We start from the raw sequence: 21537 nt of genomic DNA on the forward strand, positions 1-21537 counted from the left end.
GCACTGCTCCACAGGACGACGGCGGGAAGGTGCCGTCCCCGAGCGGGCACCTCCGTAAGGGGTGGCGTGGGCCGCGGTCCGTACGGTCACGCGCATGGCACCGACGAGGCGGACGGACTCCGCGGCCCGGCTGCGGGCGCTGACCCGTCGCGCCTACACGGCCACGTCCGGGCACCTCGACCTCGACGACGACGCCGGGCGTGAGTTCGACCGCATCGTCAGCGGTGAGGGGGACGAGGGCTGGGGAGACGGCGCGGCGGCAGGCCGCGGGAGCCGGGGCGACGGCTGGGGAGGTGGCGCGGCGCCAGTTCCCGGGAGCTGGGGCGACGGCGCGGCGACAGCTCGCGGGAGCCGGGACGGCGGTGGCGCGGTGGGCCGCGCGGGCGGCGAGCGACGGTCCGTGGGCGCGCAGCAGATGCCGGTGCGCCGGTGGAGCGTCTCGGGCCGGGCGGTCATCGTCGTGCTGGCGGTGGTGGCGGCCTTCGCGGGGGCGGTCGTGGCCCGTGCGATCGCCCTCGGGCCGTCCGACGCCGTCCCGGTGCCCGAGGTGACCGCGGTCGTGGAGCCGGCCACGCCGGAGTCGCCTCCCGCCGCCTCGCCGCCCGCTGCCTCGCCTCCTGCGCCGGGTGACGCGGCTACGGGCGAGCCGCCGGGGGAGCCGCAGGCCGAGCCGGCGGGTGTCGTCGTCGTCCACGTCGCAGGGGCGGTCCACGAGCCCGGCGTCGTCGAGCTGCCACTGGGAGCACGCGTGGCCGACGCCGTCGCCGCCGCTGGCGGCGAGCAGTCGGACGCCGAGCTGGCAGTGGTCAACCTCGCGCGGCCGCTCGTCGACGGGGAACAGGTGTACGTGCCGCGGGTGGGGGAGGAGCCACCGGGCGCGGCGGGAGCGCCACCGGACGTGGGCGCGGGACCGGTCGCGGGTGAGTCTGCCGCCGAGGGTGGGGTGGTCGACCTCAACGCCGCCGACCTCGCCGCCCTCGACACCCTGCCCGGGGTGGGACCAGCCATCGCGCAGCGCATCCTCGAGTGGCGCGACGCGAACGGGCCCTTCCACTCCGTGGAGGAGCTGCTCGAGGTCTCCGGCATCGGTCCTGCCACGCTGGAGAAGCTGCGCGAGCGGGTCCGCGTATGACCCTCGACCTGCGCCTTGTGCCCGCCGCCCTCGCCGCCTGGACGGCCGCCTTCATCGGCGTCCTCCTGCCTCCACCGGTCGCCGTCACCGGCGCCGCGCTCCTCGTGCTCCTCGCCGCCCGCGCCGCGTGGTCGCTGCGCGGTGGCGGGCGGCACCGCGACCGTGCCGGGCCGACGCCGCAGGCCACCGCGGCGCTCGCGCTTGCCGTTACCGCGCTCCTGCTCGGGGCGGTCGCGGCGCACGTCCACCAGCGGGCGAGCGGCCTGCTCGTCGAGCTCGTCGACGCCGGGGCGGTCGTCACGGTGACCGGGCCGGTCACCGGGGACCCCGCCGTCATCACCACCCCGCCCGAGCGCGGGGGCGGGGAGCGGGTGACCGTCCCGGTGCAGGCAGACCTCGTCGTGGGCAGGGGGCTGACGGCGCGCCCCGGGCCCCGGTGCTCCTCCTCGCGCCACCGAGCTGGACCGGCGTCGAGCTCGGTGCCCGGGTGCGCCTCACCGGTCGGCTCGTCGAGACCGAGCCGGGGGAGGACGTCGTCGCGCTCGTCATCGTCCACGCCGACCCGGAGGTCGAGGCGCCACCACCCGCGCACCAGCGGCTCGCGAGCCGAATGCGCAGCGGGCTCGTCGCCGCCGTGGAGGACGCCCCGGCGCAGGCCCGCGGCCTCGTGCCCGGCATCGCCGTCGGTGACGACACCCGCCTGCCACCCGAGCTCGACGACGCCATGACGGCCGTCTCGCTCACCCACATCACCGCGGTCTCCGGCGCGCACGTCGCCATCGTCCTGGGCGCAGTGCTCGCCGCGCTCAGCTGGGCACCACGCTGGTTCCGCGCGGCAGTCGGCGGTGCGGTGCTCGTGTGCTTCGTCGTGCTCGTCCGGCCAGAAGCCAGCGTGCTCCGCTCGGCGACGATGGGCGCCGTCGCCCTCCTCGCCCTCCTGCTCGGCCGTCCGGCGCGCGCCCTACCGGCGCTGTGCAGCGCCGTCGTCGTCCTGCTCCTCCTCGACCCGTGGCTGGCGCGGTCCTACGGCTTCGTCCTGTCGGTGCTCGCCACCACGGGCCTCGTCGTCCTGTCCGGGCCGTGGGCCGAGGCCCTGTCCCACCGCATGCCCCGCACGCTGGCCCACGTCGTCGCCGTGCCAGCAGCGGCGCAGGTGTGCTGTGCGCCGGTCATCGTCCTCCTCGAGCCGGCTGTCGCCACCTACGCGGTGCCCGCCAACGTCCTCGCCGCGCCCGCGGTGCCTCCCGCGACCGTCCTCGGCGTCGTCGCGACAGTCGTCTCACCGTGGCTGCCCGGCGTCAGCGAGCCGCTCGCGGCGGCGGCCGGCTGGTTCACCGGCTGGATCGCGTGGGTCGCGCTCGGCTGGGCCGAGCTGCCCGGCGCGCGGCTGCCGTGGCTGGGCGGGCTCGCCGGTGCGGTGCTGCTGGCCGTCGTCACCGTCCTCGCGCTCATGCTCGCCCGCCGTGGCCGGCACGCGCAGCTCCTCGGGGCCGGCGTCGGGGCCCTCGTCCTCGTGCTCGCCCTCGTCCCCGGTCCGCGCAGGGCGCTGGGCGGCCTCGTCTCCGGCGTCCCCGACGACTGGCTCGCCGTCCAGTGCGACGTCGGCCAGGGGAGTGGCTTCGCGCTGCGCAGCGGGCCGCGATCCGCCGTCGTCGTCGACGTCGGTCCCGCCGGGCCGGCCGCCGCGGACTGTCTCGTCGCGGCCGGTGTGCGCGAGGTCGACCTCCTCGTCCTCACCCACCTCCACGCCGACCACGTGGGTGGGCTGCCGGAAGTCCTGGAGGCTGTCGACGTCCACCACGCCCTCCTCACCCCCTTCGACGGCCCGGCGACCGCCGAGCGGCAGGTGCTGGCGCCGCTCGCGGACGAGGGGGCTACGGTCGAGCGCGCGGGCGCGGGCACCGCCGGTGAGGTGGCGGGCGTGCGGTGGCAGGGGCTGTGGCCCACACCGAGGGCGGTCGAGCTGGCGGCTCCCGGCGACGACGACGCCGCGAACGACCTCTCGCTCGTCGTGCGTCTGGAGACCGCGGACCTGTCGGTCCTCGCTCTCGGCGACCTCGAGCCGGACGGGCAGCGCGGGGTGCTCCGGGAGCTCGCGCCGGGCGGCGTGGACGTCGTCCTCGTCCCGCACCACGGGTCCGCGGCGCAGCTCCCCGCGCTCGCCGAGGCGGTCGGTGGGCGGCTCGCCCTGGTCAGCGTCGGTGCGGACAACGACTTCGGGCACCCGGCTCCCGCGACGCTCGAGCTGTACGGGCGCGGCGGCGCCCTGGTGCTGCGGACCGACGAGTGCGGCGCCGTCGTCGTCGTTCCCGGCGACGGCGGTCTGGCCGCTCAGTGCTGAGCGAAGCCGAAGGTCGTCACAGGTGTGAGGGTGCCGGCCGCGAGGCCGTCGAGGACCTGCCGCTCGTGGGGGACCACCGGCTCGGCGAGCGAGTCGAGGGCGTCGAGGCGCACCCAGCGCAGGTCCGCCGCCTTCTCCTCCTGCAGGCGCGGATCGCCGCGCCAACGGCGGCACGAGAAGAAGAAGTCGACCCGTTCGTCGATCGCCAGCCCGGTGCCCTGGGTGCGGTGCATGACGGTGAGGGGCAGCAGGTCGGTGGCATCGACCTCCACGCCGAGCTCCTCGGCGGCCTCGCGCACCGCGGCCGCGAGCACGCTCTCCCCGGCCTCGACGTGCCCGGCCGCCCCGCACGCCCAGTGCCCGTCCATGAAACCCGTCCCCGTGCGGAGCTGGAGAAGCGCGCTCTCGGAGCCGTCGGCCTCCTCGCGGAGGAGGACGACGTAGGCGGCGGCCACCACCCGGTAGCGGTGGACCGGGCCGTCGCCGGACGGGTCACTCACCGCCGGCCCCGGCTGGCGACGATGCGCAGCACCGCCCGCTCGACGGCGAAGACCGGGTCCCGGCTCAGGCCCTTGACCTCGGCGTCCGCGGCCGCGACGGCGGTGATCGCGCGGGCTAGGCCCTCCGGTCCCCAGCCGGCGAGCTCGCGCCGCGCCTGGTCCACCTGCCAGGGCGCCAGGCCCAGACCACCCGCACCGCCGCGCCCGGACATCGCCTCGACCTTGGCCATCGTGCGGAGCTTGACCGCCAGTGCCGAGACAAGCACCACGGGGTTCGCGCCCGTCTCGACGGCGTGCCGCAGCAGCGTGATGGCCTGCCCGGCGTGGCCGGCGATGGCGGCGTCGGCGACCTTGAAACCCGTCGCCTCCACCCGGCCCCCGTGGTACCGCTCGACGACGTCCGCGCCGATGCGTCCGGTCGTGTCCGCGATGAGCTGGGTGCACGCGGCGGCGAGCTCGCGCAGGTCCGAGCCCAGCGCCTGGACGAGGGCCTGGATCGCGTCCTGGTCGATCTGGCGCCGGGCGCGCTTGAACTCCGCGGCGACGAAGGCCGCCTTCTCGGCGTCGCGCTTGACCGGCTCGCAGGCGACGACGGGGTGCCCGGCCTTGGTCACGGCGTCGAGCAGGCGCTTGCCGCGCACGCCGCCGTTGTGCTGGAGGACGAGGGTGACGTCGTCGGCGGGGGCGCGCAGGTAGGTGATCGTGTCGTCGATGAGGGCGTCGGTGCAGCTCTCGACGCCGTTGATGACGATGCAGCGCGCCTCACCGAACAGGGAGGGGCTGGCGAGCATCTCGAGGCGGCCGAGGTCGTAGGCGGCGGCGTCGAGGCGGGTGACCTCGGTGCCGGCGTCCGCCTCGCGGGCCTGCTCGACGACCCGCGCGACGGCGCGGTCGCTCAGCACGCCCTCGGCGCCGCGCACGAGCACGACCGGAGCCAGCGGGGCCTCGTCCCAGCTCAATCCGGACGGGGCGCTGCGACGGGTCTTCGGGGGCACGCCCCAAGCGTGCCACGGACCGCCCACACCGCCCGCACCGTCCCCGGCGGCGGGGCAGCGGTCGCTACCGCCGCACGCCGCGCCGGGGGAGGGAGGCGAGGGAGATCGCGACGAGCGCGAGCAGCGTCCCGGCCACGGTCGTCGGGCTGACGGCGGAGCCGGCCACCGGCGCGAGCAGGTCCAGCGCGAGCGAGCCGATGAGCTGGCCGGCGATCGAGCCGAGCCCGAGGACCAGCACGCCGGTCCGCGGCACGATCGCCGCCGAGCCGGCGATGAAGACGATGCCGTAGAGCCCGCCCGTGTACAGCCACCACTCCCCGGGCAGCTCGTCCGGCAGCCCGTGGCCGCGCACGAGCACCGCGACGACGAGCGCGACCGACCCGGCGACGAAGTTCGCGACCGTCGCCGTGAGCGGCGAGCCCCCCACGGCCCCCACGCGCGCGTTCGCGGCGTGCTGGAACCCGGTGAGCAGCCCGGCCACGAGCGGCAGCAGGGCCGGCAGGAGCAGCTCCTGCCACGGCCTGTCGCCGGTGAAGGAGGAGGACGCGGCGACCGCCACCGCCACGAGGACGAGCCCGGCGCCCACGAGCCGCTGCGGCGTCGGCCGCCGGCGCACGTCCTGCGCGAAGCCGATCGCATCGGTGAGCAGCCCGCTCAGCGTCTGCCCCGCGACGACCGCGACCGTGAACACCGCCACCCCGATGACGGCGACGACGGCGGACTGGGTGAGGACGAGGAGCGCGCCGATGGTGCCCGCGAGGAGGTAGGCGGCCGGCAGCTCCCGCCGTCGGACCGCTCCCGGCAGCCGCAGCACCCCGCGGCGCACCCGGGGCAGCACGAGCGCGAGGGCGACCATGACGACCAGCCCGCCGCCGAAGCTCATCGCGGCAGCGAGGACCGGGTCCTCCAGCTGCGCGCCGAGCTCGCCGTTGATGCGCGACTGCACGGGCACGACGGCGCCGATCGCGGCGGCGAGGAGCGCCGCCAGCCAGACGGGCAGGGCGGTGGTCCGGTGGGTCATCGGCTCTCCTCGAGCAGGGCTGGCAGACGACGACGGCGCCGCTCCCCGGGTGGGGGAACGGCGCCGTCGTTGGGAGGGCCGGGTCTTTACAGGCCGGCGACCTGCTTGGCCAGCTTGGACTTGCGCTGCGCGGCCTGGTTGGCGTGGATGACGCCCTTGCTCGCGGCCTTGTCGAGCTTGCGCCCGGCGGACTGGAGCGCGGTGGCCGCGGTCTCCTTGTCACCGGCGGCGACAGCCTCGCGGACCCGACGCACGTGCGTCTTGAGCTCGGACTTCACGGCCTTGTTGCGGAGACGCGCCTTCTCGTTGGTGAGGATGCGCTTCTTCTGGGACTTGATGTTCGCCACGTGTGGACTTCTCCTACATTTCGCCGAAGCGATCAGACAATGGGTCGGTGAGGGCTGTGCCAACGACCGGGACTGGGGAGTGGGGACACCCGTGGTCGGCCGCAAGCCGGCCCCCGCACGACCGGCGGAGGCTCAGCGAGGTACTTTACCAGGTACCCGGCCGCAGCGGTGCACGTGTGGCGCCCGTCATGGGCGAGGATGCTCCGCCGTCGCCGACTCGTCGTCGTCCTCGGCGAGGATCGGGTCGACCGGGATGGGCTCCTGGCCCGGCTCGATCTCCGGGACGACGGTGAACGTGTCGTTGTCGTACTCCTCGTCCTCGGTGCGCCGCGCGGCCTCCTCCGGCGGCAGCACCCGCCGCCAGCGCAGCGCCCGCACGGGCGGGGACTCCCCGGCGTCCTCCTTCAGGGCCGCGAGGATCGTGTAGATCATCACGTAGCCGATGATGAAGAACGGCAGGCCGACGACGATGATCACCTGCTGCAGCGCCGCGAGCCCGCCCTCTCCGGTGGCCGCGAGCATGGTCGCGGCGACGGCGCCCATCGCGACGGTCCAGAACACGCGCTGGCGGGCCGGCGCCTCCTCCTCGTAGCCGTTGCTGATCGAGTCGATGACCAGGCCGGCCGAGTCGACCGACGTCGTGAAGAAGATGACGACGAGGACGACGGCGAGGATCTGGGTCACCGTCGTCAACGGGAAGTTCTCGAGGAAGACGAACAGCGCCGTCGCGACGTCGCCCTGCTCGACCACCGGCCCGACGAGCTCACCCGGGTTGTCCTGCTCGATCCCGAAGGAGGCCCAGCCGAAGACGCCGAACCACACGATGCTGAAGAGCACCGGCGCGGCCAGCACGCCGCTGACGAACTGGCGGATCGTGCGGCCCTTGGAGATCTTCGCGATGAAGATGCCGGTGAAGGGCGACCACGAGATCGTCCACGCCCAGTAGAAGACCGTCCACTGGTTCTGCCAGCCCGAGTCGCCCGCGGTGTCGTTCCAGAACGCGAGCTGCGGCAGCGCCGAGGCGTAGATGCCCACCGACTCGATCGTCCCCTTGACGAGGAAGAGAGTGGGACCGGTGGCGACGACGAAGCACAGCAGGCCGACGGCGAGGACGATGTTGATGTTCGACAGCCGCTTGATGCCCTTCTCCAGCCCCACGCTCACGGAGACGACGGCGATCGCCGAGACCGCGACGATGATGAGCACCTGGATGAGCCGGCTCTCCCCGAGACCCCACAGCGTGTTCAGGCCGCTGTTGATCTGCAGGGTGCCCAGGCCCACGGAGACGCCGACGCCGAAGATCGTGCCGACGACGGCGACGACGTCGATCGCCGCGCCCACCGGGCCGTGGATCTTCTCACCCAGCAGGGGCTGGAAGATCGAGCTCACCCGCGGGGGCAGGTTGCGCCGGTACATGAAGTAGGCGAAGCCCAGCGCCGGCAGGGCGAAGATCGCCCAGGTGTGGAGGCCGAAGTGGTAGAGCGTGAAGGCGATGGCCTCGCGCGCGGCGGCCTGGGTCTGGCCCGCGACGTCCTGCATCGGCGGGTTCGCATAGTGGTTGATCGGCTCCGCGACGCCCCAGAACATGAGGATCGAGCCGATGCCGGCCGCGAAGAGCATGGCGAACCAGGTGAGGCCCGAGTGCTCCGGCTTCTGGTCGCCCAGGCGCACCCGTCCGAAGCGGCTGGCCGCCAGGTAGACGAGGAAGAGCAGGAAGACGGTGACTCCGAGGATGTAGAACCACCCGAGGTTCGACATGATCCAGCCCGACGCGCCGGCGAAAGCGGCATCGACCTGCTCGGTGAACAGGATCGTCCCGACGACGAAGATGATCGCGACGAGCGCCGCCGGGAAGAAGATCCGGGGACTCGTGCGCAGTCCCAGCGCGTCGTGCATCCGGTCGAGCGGCTTCATGGGGAGGGAGCTCCTGCCTCGGGAACCAAAAAGGACGCCCCGACGTTATCCGGGGGCCCGGGGGACCGCCTCCCGGGCAGCGTGGGAGGCTGGATCCATGAGTGCGACCAACGACGCGATGAACCAGATCGTCGTCAACGTCGTGCGCCTCGCGCGCCGGCCGGGGTACCTCCTCCTCGTCGGCGCCGCGGTGCCCGTCGGAGTCTTCCTCCTCTTCGGCCTGCTGCTCGGCCTGGACGCCGAGTCGTGGGGCGGCTGGGTCCCCTTCGCGCTCGGGCTCGTGCTCGCGGTGCCCGTCGCCGTCCTCGCGGTGCGCCGCGAGCGGCTGCAGCGCACGACGGCGGACATCGGCGACGGTCCGGTGACGACGGCGGGTGGCGTCGTCGTCGTGACGGGGGAGCCGACGCAGGCCGCCCTCGAGGAGGAGCTCACCACCCTCACCGAGGCGATGGACGAGGGACGCGTCCGCACGGCCCGCTGGCTCCCGCGCGTCGAGGCCACCCAGCGCGCCCTGCTGCGGGCGGCGGGTGGCCCCGTGCGGGCGCCCTACCTGCGGGACGACCTGCGCATCACGCTCGTCGCCTTCCTCGGCACGGTCGCCGCGATCCCGCTCGGGATCCTCGGCGCCTTCATGAGCGCCTTCGCCCTGCTCCTGTCCTGAGCGGGAGGAATCCGGCTCTCGACGAAGGGGGGAGGGGGTACCCCTCCTTCCGCCGAGAGCCGGATTCCTCCGGGGCCACGGTCCGAGCGGGCGGCGGCTACGTCGGGTTGGCGCGCAGCTCGTCGGCGATCTCCTCCTCGGGCCGCGGCGGGACGGTCTCGTCCTCCTCGAGCACCACGGGGTCCTCGTAGCGGGCGGGCTGCTCCGAGCCGGTGGGCTCGTCGGGCAGTGTCGACATCGTGCTTCCTCTCCTCGGCGGACGGGCCCCGGCCGGAGGCGCCGGTTGTCGCCGCCTCGTGGGACCATGGGAGGAGTGTGTCCTCGCGGAAGGTGTTCCGCGCGTCGTCGTCGCTTGAAGGAACGTGAGTGTCCCCGATCCCCAGCCCCGCGCTGACCGCAGCGATCGCCCCCGCGGCGACCGCGCCCGAGCTGCTGCGCAACTTCTGCATCATCGCGCACATCGACCACGGCAAGTCGACCCTGGCCGACCGCATGCTGCAGCTCACCGGGGTCGTCGAGGACCGGGCGATGCGCGCCCAGTACCTCGACCGGATGGACATCGAGCGCGAGCGCGGCATCACGATCAAGTCCCAGGCCGTGCGCATGCCGTGGCAGGTCGGCGAGACCGCCTATGCGCTCAACATGATCGACACGCCGGGCCACGTCGACTTCACCTACGAGGTCTCCCGCTCGCTCGCGGCCTGTGAGGGCGCGCTGCTCCTCGTCGACGCCGCGCAGGGCATCGAGGCGCAGACTCTCGCCAACCTCTACCTGGCGATGGAGAACGACCTCACGATCATCCCGGTCCTCAACAAGATCGACCTGCCCGGCGCCCAGCCCGAGCGCTACGCCGAGGAGCTGGCCAACCTCATCGGCGTCGAGCCGGAGGACTGCCTGCAGGTGTCGGGCAAGACTGGCGTCGGCGTCCCCGCGCTCCTCGACCGCCTCGTCCGCGACATCCCCGCCCCGGTGGGGGACCCGGACGCCCCGGCGCGCGCGATGATCTTCGACTCCGTCTACGACACCTACCGCGGCGTCGTCACCTACGTGCGCGTCGTCGACGGCGCGATCAAGCCCCGCGAGAAGCTCACGATGATGTCGACGGGCACGAGCGTCGACCTCCTCGAGATCGGGGTCAGCTCCCCGGAGCCCAAGCCCACCAAGGGCCTGGGCGTCGGTGAGGTCGGCTACCTCATCACCGGCGTCAAGGACGTGCGCCAGTCCCGCGTCGGTGACACGGTGACCAACGCCGCCCGGCCGGCGACCGAGGCCGTCGGCGAGTACCGCGACCCGCAGCCGATGGTCTACTCCGGGCTCTTCCCGGTGGACGGCTCGGACTACCCGGTGCTGCGTGACGCGCTGGACAAGCTCAAGCTCAACGACGCCGCCCTGGCCTACGAGCCGGAGACCTCCGTCGCCCTCGGCTTCGGGTTCCGCTGCGGCTACCTCGGCCTGCTCCACCTCGAGATCGTGCGCGAGCGCCTCGAGCGCGAGTTCGACCTCGACCTCATCTCGACCGCCCCCAACGTCGTCTACAACGTCGTCACCGAGGACGGCAAGCGCACCCAGGTGACCAACCCGAGCGAGTACCCCGACGGGAAGATCTCCGAGGTCTACGAGCCGGTCGTGCGCGCGACGATCATCACGCCGGCGGAGTTCATCGGCACGGTGATGGAGCTGTGCCAGCAGCGCCGCGGCGTCCAGGACGGCATGGACTACCTCTCCCCGGAGCGGGTGGAGATGCGCTACCACCTGCCGCTGGCCGAGATCGTCTTCGACTTCTTCGACCAGCTCAAGTCCCGCACCCGCGGGTACGCCTCCTTCGACTACGAGGCCGACGGCGAGCAGGCCGCCGACCTCGTCAAGGTGGACATCCTGCTCCACCACGAGCAGGTCGACGCCTTCAGCGCGATCGTCCACCGGGACAAGGCCTACTCCTACGGCGTCGAGATGGCCGGCAAGCTCCGCGAGATCATCCCGAGGCAGCAGTTCGAGGTGCCGATCCAGGCGGCCATCGGCGCGCGGATCATCGCCCGCGAGACGATCCGCGCCCTGCGCAAGGACATGCTCGCCAAGTGCTACGGCGGTGACATCTCCCGTAAGCGCAAGCTCCTGGAGAAGCAGAAGGAGGGCAAGAAACGGATGAAGAACATCGGCCGGGTCGAGGTCCCGCCGGAGGCCTTCATCGCCGCGCTGTCGTCCGACACCCCGACGGGCAAGGACGCCAAGGCCAAGAAGTGAGTCCTGCCCTTCCCGCGGGCGACCCGGTTCCCGCCGACGGCGCCCTGCCGGCGTCGGCGGCGGCCGGATCGGCCGAGCGTGCCTTCGGCGTCTACCTCCACGTGCCGTTCTGCCGGGTGCGGTGCGGGTACTGCGACTTCAACACCTACACCGCCACCGAGCTCGGGGGTGGTGCGAGCCAGGCGGCCTACGCTGACACCGCGCGGCGGGAGATCGACCTCGCCGCCGTGGTCCTCGATCGCGCGGGCGTGGCCAGACGCGAGGTGTCCACCGTGTTCGTCGGCGGCGGGACGCCCACGCTGCTGCCGGCCGCCGACCTCGCCACGATGCTCGCCCACGTGCGCGCCACGTGGGGCCTGGCCGACGGCGCCGAGGTGACGACGGAGGCCAACCCGGACTCCGTGACGCCTGCCTCCCTCGAGCAGCTGGCCGACGCGGGGTTCACGCGCGTGTCCTTCGGGATGCAGTCCGCCGTCCCGCACGTGCTGGCCACCCTCGACCGCACGCACGACCCCGCCCGCCTGCCCGACGTCGTCCGCTGGGCGCGCGACGCGGGTCTCGACGTCTCGGTGGACCTCATCTACGGCACCCCGGGCGAGTCGGCCGCCGACTGGCGGACCAGCCTGGAGACCGCCGTCGCCCTCGAGCCGGACCACGTGTCCGCCTACGCGCTCGGGATCGAGCCGGGGACGAAGATGGGCGCGCAGGTCCGTCGCGGCGAGCTCCCCATGCCCGACGACGACGACGCGGCCCTCAAGTACGAGGCGGCCGACGACGTCCTCACGGCCGCGGGCCTGTCCTGGTACGAGGTGTCGAACTTCGCGACGACGCCGGAGCACGCGTGCCGGCACAACCTCAACTACTGGCGGGGTGCCGACTGGTGGGGGGTCGGACCCGGCGCGCACAGCCACGTCGGCGGGGTGCGCTGGTGGAACGTCAAGCACCCGCGCGCCTACGCCCACCGCCTGGACCAGGGACTGAGCCCGGGCGCCGGGCACGAGGTGCTCGACGACACCGCCCGCGAGCTCGAACGGGTGCTCCTCGGCGTGCGGCTGGCCGAGGGCCTGGAGCTCGCGCCGGGGACCGGCCGCGTGCCGGAGAAGCACCGTGAGGCCGTGGCCGGGCTCATCGCCGAGGGCCTCATCGACATGCCCGCCGCCCGCGCCGGCCGGATCCTCCTCACCCGCCGCGGCCGCCTGCTCGCCGACACCGTCGTCCGCGCCCTCACCGACTGACGCCCCGGTTCCCCTCGCGCCGAGCGCTGAGTTGTTCCCCGGTTCCCCGGTTCGCTCGCGCCGAGCGCTGAGTTGTTCCCCGGAACAACTCAGCGCTCGGCGCATACGGGGCCCGGGACGGTGGGAATCAGGGGGCGGCGGCGGGACGTCGGTCGGATCCGTCCCCGGCGTGCGCGGGCCGCGGTCGCCGGTGGCGTAGACCAGCAGCACGTGGTCCGAGCCGGTGAGCTGACGAGCCTCCCGTAACCGGAACCGCTCCGTGAGGCCCGCGGTGAAGGCGGGCACGCCGTCGCCGAGGACGCCGTTGCCGACCATGACGTGCAGCTCGTCCACCAGACCCGCGGCCAGCAGGTCGTTCCAGACCGGGATGCTGCCGAAGACGAGGATGTCTGCGCCGTCCTGGGCCTTGAGCCCGCGCACGGTGTCGTGGGGCGGCCGCGCGCCGGACCAGCTCCGACTCACCCCAGCCGGAGACGTCCTCGGCGGAGAGCGAGTCGGACACCACGACCTTGTGCGCGGCAGTGTTCAGGCGGGAGATCTCCCGCTCGACGTCGGGCTGCTCGGGGTCCGCGGCGACCGGGGGCCAGTACGAGCGGAACCCCAGGAACGTCGTCCGGCCGAGCAGCAGGGTGTCGGCGGCGCGCAGCCGCTCAAGGTTGTAGGCGCTGAACGACTCGTCCAGGGGCAGCGCCATGAAGTCTCCGCCGGGTCCGGCGGCATAACCGTCCAGGGAGATCAGGATGGTGACGACAACCTTGCGCATGGTCGGCTCCTCTCGGTGTGGTGGGACACGGGGCTCGCGCGCTCACCCGTCACGAGCCGCCCGCCGAACCGAGCTCATCGGTCTGCCGGAGCACGCGTTCGGCGAGCGGGGGCAGGAAGCAGGTGAGCGCCCCGATGCGCGCGCCGTCGAGGTGAGGACAGTCAACCCGCCCGGGGCGTAGGTGGCGCCGGAAGCCTGCCAGCAGACCAGCGCGGGCCGGGCGTTGGCCGAGGTGATGCGGAGCCGCCACGGGGCCTGCAGCATCCGCGTGACGAAACCCCGGACGGACTCGACGCCGTCGAACCGGGCGGGCAGTGGCGGCATCGACAGCCGCACGTCGTGGGCGAGGAGCGCGACGAAGGCCCCCGGCGTCCTGCACCTCCCAGGCCGCGACCAGATCGGCGACGAGGCGCCTCTCGGCCTCGGTGCCGAGCTCGGCGCGGACCGCCTGCTGGCTCCGGTCAGGCAGCCGGCGGGCGAGGGTCGCGCGGGCGCGCTGGAGCTGGCTGTCGACGGCCGCGACGCTGAGGCCGAGCGTCTCGGCGGCCTCACTCGTCTCCTGCAGCGCGTCGTCGGCATCGTGGGCGGAGGCGAGCATCCGGTAGCCGCGGGCATGGAGCGCGGCGCGGTGCGGCGCCACGAGCTCCTCGAACGCCATGGCATCTCCGGCGCGGGCGCGCTGCAGCAGAGCGGACTCGTCCATCGCGTCGTGCGCGGTCACGCAGCGGAGCCCAGCGGCGGGTGCTCGAGCACCCGTGGTCGGTACTCGACCAGCTGGATCCGGCCGTCGAAGTTCCGGTGCTCGGTCATCTCGAGGGCGACGTCCGGGTAGCCGTCATAGATGCGTTCTGCTCCCGTGGCGCCGGTGATCACCGGGAACATGACGACCCGGAAGCGGTCGACGAGTCCGGCCGTCAGCAGTGACCGGCACAGGCTGATGCTGCCGATCGTGCTGAGGAGCCCCGAGCCGCTGGCCTTCATGGCACGGACCGTCTCGACGGCGCCGTCGCGGACGAGCGTCGAGCTCGCCCATGTCAGTGGCTCCTCGAGCGAGGAGGAGAACACCACCTTGGGCGCCTGCGTGAGCTCGTCGACGCTGGCCTCCTCCTCTGCACTGAAGTCCTCCTGGCCGTTCGGCACCTCGCCCGCGGCGAAACCAGACATCAGGCGGTAGGTGTTCGTTCCCATGAGGTAGGTGGCCGCGGGCTGCTCCCCGAGCCAGGCGAGGTACTCCGGACCCTCGAGGCCCCAGAACCCGGGCCAGCCCTCGCCCGAGGCGTAGCCGTCGAGGGAGGTGATGAAGTCGACGAGAAGCTCTGACATGGCGCTGTTCCTTTCGTCAGGTCTTACGCGATTGGACCGGCTCCAAGCCACGAACTCATCTGGCATGCTCGGCGCATGGGGAGTCCCGGCCGCATGGCGGCGGTCAGCGTTGTCCCGGTCGTGCTCGCGGGCTGTGCCGGTGACGGCTCGGCGGAACGTGCTGACGTGACGATGGACTCGGCGCTGTCCGAGGCCGTCGACGTCGCGTCGCTGGAGGAGAACCGCACGCCACACCTGGGCGACAACAGCCGGGTGGTCGCTCTCGTCGGTGCGACAGGTCCCCGGGCCGTCGGCGAGTCGACGCTCGAGCTGCGGACCGACCAGCAGCCTTACGGGCTCGTGCTCAACTTCTCCGCCGTTGCGGACGGCGTCACGGCCGACGTCGCGGACGACCTCATGACGGATCGCGCGGCTCTCCTCCTCGCGACGATCGACAACGTCGACGAGGTCCGCTGGACGCTGCCCGAGGACGTCGACCAGGGCGAGGGCGGCGTGCTCACCCGGGCGGAGGCCGACGCGCTCGTCGGGTCCTCGGTGGCCGACATCGGGGCGACGGCGGAGGGCCTGGAAGAGCTCGTCTCGCGTCTTGAGGAGGGCTAGCGCAGCCGGCCGCTACCGAGTCTCCGTCGCACCCGGCTCGGTGGCCGAGAGCTCGTCCCACACCGGGCCGTAGCCGAGGCGTGCCTGCTCGGCGGCGACGACCCGCGTGGCGAGCTCGGCCTCGGTGACGTCGACGGCGCCCAGTGCCGCCTGGGCGAGGCTGGACTCCCCGGCGTAGGCGTCGAAGACCTGCCGCTTGCCCGCGAGGAGCTCCTCGATGCGCTCGTCGACACTGTCCTCGGTGAGGAGGCGATGCACCTGTACCGGCCGCTGCTGGCCCATCCGGTGCACCCGCCCGATGGCCTGGTCCTCCACGGCCGGGACGAGCTGCGGCTCGGTGATGACGACGACGCTCGCGGCCTGGACGTTGAGCCCCACCCCGCCCGCGCCGATCTGGCTCACGAGCACCGAACCGGCCGGCCCCGCGGTGAAGGCGTCGACGATCTTCTGCCGCTCGGCCGCGGGCACCGAGCCCGTGATCGGCCCGAAGGCCTGCACCCCGTCCAGCTGCTCCACCTGCTCGGCCACCCGCGCCACGACGTCGAGGAAGAAGGAGAAGACGACGACGCGCTGCCCGCCGTCGCGGGCCTCCTCGACGATCTCGAGCAGCCTCTCGAGCTTGGCGGAGTCGGCGGGGTCGGCGACGGTGAGGTCTGCGCGGCGCATCGCCATGAGGTTGCCGGAGGCGACGGCCTGCTGGTAGCGCTGCTCCGCCGTCGGCGTCATGGTCTCCCACTCGTCCGTCACCACCCGCGGTGGTAGCTCGACCAGGACGTCGTCGAGGTTGCGGCGCAGGTAGACCGGGGCGAGGTGGCGGCGGAAGGTGTCGGCGCCCGCGAGGCCGAGGTCCGGCGGGAGGGAGGCGACGAGCTCCGGCTGCAACATCCCGGCGAGCGAGCGGAGCTCCTCGACCCGGTTGAGCAGCGCGGTGCCGGTGAGGAAGAGAGCGCGCGGGGCGTGCTCGGCCCAGGCGGCGACCTGCTGGCTGCGCAGTGCCCGCGGGTTCTTCACGTAGTGGGCCTCGTCGACGACGAGGAGGGCGGGCGCCGGCGGGTGTGATCTCGCTGTCGACGGGGAGGGGATGGGCGACGGCGGTAACAAGTCAGCTGCCGGCGCGGAGGGGGCGTTGCCGGCGGGGAGGGGATGGGCGACGGCGGTAACAAGTCAGCTGTCGGCGGGAGGGGGCGCTGTGGGCGGGGAGGGGTGGGCGGCGGGAGGGGATGGTGGGGAGGGTGGCGAAGGTGGTGACGGCGACGCCGCCGTCGCGGTGCCAGGCGGCCAGCGCCTCCTCGCGGCCGGGGCCGTGGACGCGGTGGACGCGCAGCTCGCTGTGGAGCGCGACCTCCCGGCACCAGTTGACGACGACGCTCGCCGGGCACACGACGAGCGCCCGGTCCTCACCCGCCGCCGCGAGGTGGGCCATGACGGCGATGGCCTGGACGGTCTTGCCCAGGCCCATCTCGTCGCCGATGAGCGCCCGGCCCTGGTTGAGGGCGAACTTCGCGCCGAAGACCTGGTAGCCGCGCAGCCGCGCCAGCAGCAGCGACTCGTCGAGCGGGAAGGCGCTGATCCGCTCGACGAGCTCGGCGGGCAGCGTGCCCTGGGCGGCGGCCCCACCCAGCCCGGGCACGATCTCGTCGAGGAGCGCGTAGTAGCGGGGCGTGTGCTGCTCGAGGTGCTCCCACACGGTGAGCGGGCCGGGCTCGGCGAGCAACGCGCCCAGCTCGCGGACCGTGCCGGGCAGGCCGGTCGCGGCCAGCCACGGCTCCCACCGTGCCAGCGCCTCCACCGCCTCGCGGGCGCGGTCGCGGGTGCTCGGCAGGCGCAGCAGCAGCCCGAGCCGGCTCCGTGCCGGCGCTGCCTGGTGCACCTGTGCCGCCACCGTCGAGGCGAAGTCCGCCAGCTCGTCGCGGTGCGCCTCGAGCGGCCCGGACACCCGGTCCAGCCGGTACAGCAGGGACGCAAGGCCTAGCCCGAGCGGCCCGTCGCTGCGCGGCTCGATCCGCACGGGTACCCCGGCACGGAAGGTCTCGGCCAGCCGCTCCGCCGCCGCGGCCGCGGCCCGCGCCGTGTGCGGGCCGACCCCCGGCAGTGCCTCCAGCCGGTCCGTCCCGGCGTCCAGGACGTCGCGCACCGTCCGCACGCCGGCGTCCTCCAGCGCCTGCAGCCGCAGGTTGCGCTCGGTGGTCTCCCGCAGGCGCCCGACCTCGATCCCGCCGAGCTCGGCGTGCACGCGCCCGTCGCGGTAGGTGTCCACGAGCGCGACCACGCCCCGGCGCAGCCGCGCCTCCTCGCGCAGGACCGCGGCGGCGGCCTCGGCCAGGGACGCCCGCTCGGCGAGGAGCTCCCGGACGTCGGCGCCGGGCCGCACCGCCGTCGTCATGCCTGTTCCGGCACCTCGGTGACGAAGTCGATGAGCTCCTCCATCCGCCCGAGCAGGGCGGGGGACAGGTCCTTGTAGCTGCGGACGGTGCCGAGGATGCGCTTCCAGCCGCGGGCGACGTCGGCCTGGTCCGCGTGCGGCCAGCCGAGCGCCGCGAGCGTCCCGTACTTGATGTCCGTGCCGCGCGGCACGTCCGGCCACGCCTTCAGGCCCACGCGTTCGGGCCGCACGGCCTGCCACACGTCGACGTAGGGGTGGCCGAGCACCTTGACGTGCCGTGCCGAGCGCCCCAGGGTGCGCAGCGCCTCCTCGACGAGCCGCGTCTCCTTGGACCCCCGGACGAGGTGGTCGACGAGCACACCCGCCCGGCGGGTGGGCCCGGGCGCGAAGTCGGCGAGCACCTCGGCGAGGTTGTCCACGCCCTCGAGCAGCTGGACGACGACGCCCTCCACCCGCAGGTCGTCGCCCCACACCCGCTCGACGAGCTCGGCATCGTGCCGTCCCTCGACCCAGATCCGCGAGGCGCGGGCGACCCGCGCGCGGCTCGTGTCGACGGCGATCGAGCCCGACGCCGTGAGCCGCCGCCCCCCGGCCGTCACCGGGCCGCGGGGTGCTGCCTTCCGCGCGGGCGGGACGAGGTGCACCGGCTTGCCGTCCACCCAGAAGCCCGAGCCGAGCGGGAAGGTGCGGGTGCGTCCGCCTCGGTCCTCAAGGACGACGACGTGCATCCCGCCGGACTTCTCCACGGCCGTCACCGCGCCGACCCAGCCGGTCTCGACGTCCTCGACGACGAGACCGAGCTCGGCGGGCTCGTCGCGGACCGTGGGACGGTGGGCGTGGGCACCGGTGCGGTGGGGGTCGGAGGACAGGACGTCCGAGCCGTAGCGATCCATCACCCCCGCAGGGTAGGCGCGCGGTGGGGGAGGTCACGAGACACCCGGGGGCGTGGCGCGTAGAATTAGCACTCCGGACCGGTGAGTGCTGACCGCCGGCCCACGCCGACCCGGCCCCGAGCGCCGTAAGGAGGGAACCCGTTGGCTGACCGCCGACTCGATGTGCTGAGAGCGATCGTCGAGGACTACGTCCACACGCGTGAGCCGGTGGGCTCCAAGGCCCTGGTCGAGCGCCACTCGCTCGGTGTGTCACCGGCGACGATCCGCAACGACATGGCCGTCCTGGAGGAGAGCGGGTACATCCACCAGCCGCACACCTCCGCCGGGCGCGTGCCCACCGACAAGGGCTACCGCCTCTTCGTCGACCAGCTGTCCACCTTCAAGCCGCTGTCCGCGGCCGAGCGGGGCGCGATCCAGCACCTCCTCGAGGGTGCCGTCGACCTCGACGACGTCGTCGAGCGCACCGTGCGCCTGCTCGCCCAGCTCACCCACCAGGTCGCAGTCGTCCAGTACCCCTCGCTGCGCAACTCCGCGCTGCGGCACGTCGAGCTCGTCCCGCTCTCCGAGCACCGGTTGCTCGTCGTCATCATCACCGACGCCGGGCGCGTGGAGCAGCGGGCGCTGGAGGTCGACACCCCGCTCGACCTCGGCGTCATCGCCGAGCTGCGCGCACGGATCAACGCCGGCAGCATCGGGCGCCGCGCCGCCGACATCGGCTCCGCGCTCGAGCACACCTCGAACCGCTTCGCCCCCGAGCACCGCCCGCTCGTCGCGCGCGTCGTCGAGGCGCTCACCGAGACGCTGCGGATGGACGCCGAGGAGCGCATCGTCATGGCGGGCACCGCGAACCTCGCCCGCTCCGACGTCGACTTCTCCCGCACCATCGGCCCCGTCCTCGAGGCCCTCGAGGAGCAGGTGGTCCTCCTGCGGCTGCTCCACGAGATGGCCGAGGACGACGCCGTCGCCGTGAGCATCGGCGAGGAGAACCGGCACGAGTCGCTGTCCGAGGCATCGATCGTGGCGACCGCCTACGGTGGGGGGAGCAGCGAGGGCGTCGCCCGCCTCGGTGTGCTGGGCCCCACGCGCATGGACTACCCCTCGGCCATGACCTCCGTGCGGGCCGTGGCCCGTTACCTGTCGCGGATCCTCGCCGGCTGACCGGCCCTCGACACCCGCCCGAAGAACCCCCACAGGAAGTGACCTGGTGAACGACTACTACGAGATCCTCGGCGTGCCGCGTACCGCGACGCAGGAGGAGATCAAGCGCGCCTACCGCAAGCAGGCGCGCAAGCTCCACCCCGACGTCGCCGGGCCCGAGGCCGAGGACCAGTTCAAGGAGGTCGGGCGCGCCTACGAGGTCCTGTCCAACCCCGAGAAGCGGCAGATGTACGACCTCGGCGGGGAGTCGGCGCTCGGCGGCAACGGCGGGGGCGGGGCCGGCTTCGGCTTCTCCGACATCTTCGAGACCTTCTTCGGTGCGGCCGGCGGCGCCAGCCGCGGCCCCGCGCCGCGCGGCCGGCGCGGCCAGGACGCCCTCATCCGCCTCGAGGTCGAGCTCCGGGACGCCGTCTTCGGCGTCGAGGAGGAGGTCCAGGTCGACACCGCCGTCCTGTGCGGCACCTGCAACGGCACGTGCACCCGCCCGGGCACGAGCGTGCAGACCTGCGCCGTGTGCCACGGCCGCGGCTCGGTCCAGCGGGTGGCCCGCTCCTTCCTCGGCAACGTCATGACGACCTCGCCCTGCTCCGCCTGCGGCGGCCACGGCACGACCATCCCCGACCCCTGCCCCGAGTGCTCCGGCCAGGGGCGCGTGCGCAACCGCCGCACGATCCCCGTCTCGGTGCCCGCGGGCGTCGACACCGGCAACCGGATCAAGCTCACCGGCAGCGGCGAGGTCGGCCCCGGCGGCGGCCCCGCCGGCGACCTCTACGTCGAGCTCCGGGTCCGTCCCCACGCGGTCTTCGCCCGGCGCGGCGACGACCTCTACGCCCGCGTCGAGGTCCCGATGACCGCTGCCGCGCTCGGCACCGTCCTCCACCTCGAGACCTTCGACGGCCCCGAGGAGATCGACATCGACCCCGGCACCCAGCCCGAGGAGGTCATCACCCTCGAGGGCCTGGGCGTGGGCCGCCTCAACGGCCCCGGCCGCGGCGACCTCAAGGTCCAGGTCGACGTCGAGGTGCCCACGGCCCTGGACGACCGCCAGCGCGAGCTGCTCCTCGAGCTCGCCACCCTCCGCGGGGAGGAGCGGGCCGAGCCTCGCCTCACGCCCGCGTCCAGCGGCGTCTTCTCCCGCCTGCGGGACCGCTTCTCCGGCCGCTGATGAGCGTGCCCGTCTTCCTCGGCGACCCCGCCGACCTGGCGACGACGCGGGCCGGGGCGGTCCTCACCGTCCGCGGCCCCGAGGCGCGCCACGCCGTCTCGGTGCGACGCGTGCGGGCCGGTGAGGTCGTCGACGTCGTCGACGGCGAGGGCACCCGCGCCCGCGGGGCGGTCACCACCGCCGCGGGGGAGGAGCTCGGTGTCCACGTCACCGAGGTCACCCGCGAGCCCGCGCCCGCGGTGCGGCTCGTCCTCGTCCAGGCCCTGGCCAAGGGCGGACGCGACGAGCAGGCCGTGGAGACCGCCACCGAGGTGGGGATCGACGCCGTCCTGCCGTGGCAGAGCGAGCGCTGCGTGTCCGTGTGGGCCGGGAAGAAGGCCGCCAAGGGGCGCGAGCGCTGGCAGGCCGTCGCGCTCGCCGCGACCAAGCAGTCCCGCCGCGCCCGCCTGCCGGAGGTCGAGGAGCTCCTCGTCGGCAAGCAGCTGCTCGCCCGCGTCGCGTCCGTCGTCGACGGCGGGGGCGCCGTCGTCGTGCTCCACGAGGAGGCGACCGTGCCGCTGTCCACGGTCACGCTGCCCCAGGCGGGAGAGGTGCTCCTCGTCGTCGGCCCCGAGGGCGGCCTGAGCCAGCGGGAGGTGGCGGACCTCACCGAGCGGGGCGCCGTCGTCGTCCGCCTCGGCCCCCACGTCATGCGCACCTCGACGGCCGGCCCGGTGGCCGCCGCGCTCCTGGCGGACCGCCTCGGCCGCTGGTCCTGACCGCCGCCGGACGACACCCGGCCGCGGCCGCGCCGGATCGGGAAGTTTCGGCTGGACCTCGCCGTTATGCTCGTGCGTACGTTGTCACCCACCCAGGAGGAACCGGG

General features: G+C 73.8%; 20 protein-coding genes and 2 pseudogenes. 9 read left to right on the forward strand and 13 right to left on the reverse strand.

The annotated features are described in order from the left end of the window. Nucleotides 1-94 precede the first annotated feature (94 nt). Both ACWPXV_RS15115 and ACWPXV_RS15120 read left to right on the forward strand, forming a co-directional pair. Nucleotides 95-1132, forward strand: a complete 1038-nt coding sequence (locus ACWPXV_RS15115) for a ComEA family DNA-binding protein (RefSeq protein ID WP_454085991.1) — start codon at nucleotides 95-97, stop codon at nucleotides 1130-1132. A 436-nt stretch (nucleotides 1133-1568) separates the two neighbouring features. Then, complete coding sequence (locus ACWPXV_RS15120; RefSeq protein WP_454085992.1) at nucleotides 1569-3473, forward strand: ComEC/Rec2 family competence protein; 1905 nt, start codon at nucleotides 1569-1571, stop codon at nucleotides 3471-3473. Here ACWPXV_RS15120 and ACWPXV_RS15125 read toward each other — a convergent pair. The 5 genes from ACWPXV_RS15125 to ACWPXV_RS15145 all read right to left on the reverse strand — a co-directional run bounded on the left by ACWPXV_RS15125 (nucleotide 3464) and on the right by ACWPXV_RS15145 (nucleotide 8250). After that, the gene (locus tag ACWPXV_RS15125; RefSeq protein WP_454085993.1) at nucleotides 3464-3973 is read right to left on the reverse strand and encodes an NUDIX domain-containing protein; all 510 of its coding nucleotides are present in this window, start codon (nucleotides 3971-3973) and stop codon (nucleotides 3464-3466) included. The genes ACWPXV_RS15120 and ACWPXV_RS15125 overlap by 10 nt on opposite strands. Next, nucleotides 3970-4968: a DNA polymerase III subunit delta gene (gene holA, locus ACWPXV_RS15130; RefSeq protein ID WP_454085994.1), complete on the reverse strand. Its 999-nt coding sequence runs from the start codon at nucleotides 4966-4968 to the stop codon at nucleotides 3970-3972. The genes ACWPXV_RS15125 and holA overlap by 4 nt, the downstream gene beginning before the upstream one ends. A 64-nt stretch (nucleotides 4969-5032) precedes the next feature. Then, a complete protein-coding gene (locus ACWPXV_RS15135; RefSeq protein ID WP_454085995.1) occupies nucleotides 5033-5989 on the reverse strand; it encodes a DMT family transporter in 957 nt (318 codons plus the stop codon). Between the two features lie 86 nt (nucleotides 5990-6075). Beyond that, nucleotides 6076-6336: a 30S ribosomal protein S20 gene (gene rpsT / locus ACWPXV_RS15140; protein ID WP_110850608.1), complete on the reverse strand. Its 261-nt coding sequence runs from the start codon at nucleotides 6334-6336 to the stop codon at nucleotides 6076-6078. A 186-nt stretch (nucleotides 6337-6522) separates the two neighbouring features. After that, nucleotides 6523-8250: a BCCT family transporter gene (locus tag ACWPXV_RS15145; RefSeq protein ID WP_454085996.1), complete on the reverse strand. Its 1728-nt coding sequence runs from the start codon at nucleotides 8248-8250 to the stop codon at nucleotides 6523-6525. Nucleotides 8251-8347: 97 nt separating this feature from the next. On the opposite strand from ACWPXV_RS15145, the gene ACWPXV_RS15150 reads away from it, so the two are divergent. Next, complete coding sequence (locus ACWPXV_RS15150) at nucleotides 8348-8911, forward strand: hypothetical protein (RefSeq protein ID WP_454085997.1); 564 nt, start codon at nucleotides 8348-8350, stop codon at nucleotides 8909-8911. A 97-nt stretch (nucleotides 8912-9008) separates the two neighbouring features. On the opposite strand, the gene ACWPXV_RS15155 is transcribed toward ACWPXV_RS15150, so the two are convergent. Next, nucleotides 9009-9149: a hypothetical protein gene (locus ACWPXV_RS15155; RefSeq protein ID WP_454085998.1), complete on the reverse strand. Its 141-nt coding sequence runs from the start codon at nucleotides 9147-9149 to the stop codon at nucleotides 9009-9011. 128 nt (nucleotides 9150-9277) lie between these two features. Here ACWPXV_RS15155 and lepA point away from each other — a divergent pair, with 128 nt between their 5' ends. After that, a complete protein-coding gene (gene lepA / locus ACWPXV_RS15160) occupies nucleotides 9278-11152 on the forward strand; it encodes a translation elongation factor 4 (protein WP_454085999.1) in 1875 nt (624 codons plus the stop codon). Further along, nucleotides 11149-12387, forward strand: a complete 1239-nt coding sequence (hemW, locus tag ACWPXV_RS15165) for a radical SAM family heme chaperone HemW (protein WP_454086000.1) — start codon at nucleotides 11149-11151, stop codon at nucleotides 12385-12387. Before lepA ends, hemW begins: the two co-directional genes overlap by 4 nt. Before the next feature lie 285 nt (nucleotides 12388-12672). Here hemW and ACWPXV_RS15170 read toward each other — a convergent pair. The 4 genes and pseudogenes from ACWPXV_RS15170 to ACWPXV_RS15185 all read right to left on the reverse strand — a co-directional run. Further along, nucleotides 12673-12849: pseudogene (locus ACWPXV_RS15170) on the reverse strand (dihydrofolate reductase family protein); the annotation flags it as partial. 40 nt (nucleotides 12850-12889) lie between these two features. After that, a pseudogene (locus tag ACWPXV_RS15175) lies at nucleotides 12890-13150 on the reverse strand (dihydrofolate reductase family protein); the annotation flags it as partial. 49 nt (nucleotides 13151-13199) lie between these two features. Further along, complete coding sequence (locus ACWPXV_RS15180; protein WP_454086001.1) at nucleotides 13200-13871, reverse strand: hypothetical protein; 672 nt, start codon at nucleotides 13869-13871, stop codon at nucleotides 13200-13202. Further along, on the reverse strand, nucleotides 13868-14473 hold the full coding sequence (locus tag ACWPXV_RS15185) for a dihydrofolate reductase family protein (protein ID WP_454086002.1): 606 nt from the start codon (nucleotides 14471-14473) through the stop codon (nucleotides 13868-13870). The genes ACWPXV_RS15180 and ACWPXV_RS15185 overlap by 4 nt, the downstream gene beginning before the upstream one ends. A 75-nt stretch (nucleotides 14474-14548) precedes the next feature. Between ACWPXV_RS15185 and ACWPXV_RS15190 the strand changes: the two genes are divergently transcribed. After that, the gene (locus ACWPXV_RS15190; RefSeq protein WP_454086003.1) at nucleotides 14549-15073 is read left to right on the forward strand and encodes a DUF4825 domain-containing protein; all 525 of its coding nucleotides are present in this window, start codon (nucleotides 14549-14551) and stop codon (nucleotides 15071-15073) included. A 12-nt stretch (nucleotides 15074-15085) separates the two neighbouring features. Here ACWPXV_RS15190 and ACWPXV_RS15195 read toward each other — a convergent pair whose 3' ends face one another. The 3 genes from ACWPXV_RS15195 to ACWPXV_RS15205 all read right to left on the reverse strand — a co-directional run bounded on the left by ACWPXV_RS15195 (nucleotide 15086) and on the right by ACWPXV_RS15205 (nucleotide 18349). Next, a complete protein-coding gene (locus ACWPXV_RS15195; protein WP_454086004.1) occupies nucleotides 15086-16084 on the reverse strand; it encodes a DEAD/DEAH box helicase in 999 nt (332 codons plus the stop codon). Nucleotides 16085-16175: 91 nt separating this feature from the next. After that, nucleotides 16176-17456 carry an SNF2-related protein gene (locus ACWPXV_RS15200; protein WP_454086005.1) on the reverse strand — a complete coding sequence of 427 codons (1281 nt, stop codon included), beginning with the start codon at nucleotides 17454-17456 and terminating at the stop codon, nucleotides 16176-16178. Then, complete coding sequence (locus tag ACWPXV_RS15205) at nucleotides 17453-18349, reverse strand: DUF3097 domain-containing protein (RefSeq protein ID WP_454086018.1); 897 nt, start codon at nucleotides 18347-18349, stop codon at nucleotides 17453-17455. Before ACWPXV_RS15205 ends, ACWPXV_RS15200 begins: the two co-directional genes overlap by 4 nt. A gap of 141 nt (nucleotides 18350-18490) precedes the next feature. Here ACWPXV_RS15205 and hrcA point away from each other — a divergent pair, with 141 nt between their 5' ends. From hrcA to ACWPXV_RS15220, 3 genes are read left to right on the forward strand one after another with little or no spacing between them, the layout of a single operon-like run. Next, complete coding sequence (hrcA, locus tag ACWPXV_RS15210; protein WP_454086006.1) at nucleotides 18491-19507, forward strand: heat-inducible transcriptional repressor HrcA; 1017 nt, start codon at nucleotides 18491-18493, stop codon at nucleotides 19505-19507. Between the two features lie 46 nt (nucleotides 19508-19553). Next, nucleotides 19554-20672, forward strand: coding sequence for a molecular chaperone DnaJ (gene dnaJ / locus ACWPXV_RS15215; RefSeq protein ID WP_454086007.1), 1119 nt, complete (start codon nucleotides 19554-19556; stop codon nucleotides 20670-20672). After that, nucleotides 20672-21430, forward strand: coding sequence for a 16S rRNA (uracil(1498)-N(3))-methyltransferase (locus tag ACWPXV_RS15220; RefSeq protein ID WP_454086008.1), 759 nt, complete (start codon nucleotides 20672-20674; stop codon nucleotides 21428-21430). The genes dnaJ and ACWPXV_RS15220 overlap by 1 nt, the downstream gene beginning before the upstream one ends. Nucleotides 21431-21537 lie beyond the last annotated feature (107 nt).

The sequence above is a fragment of the Georgenia sp. Marseille-Q6866 genome (assembly GCF_965111665.1).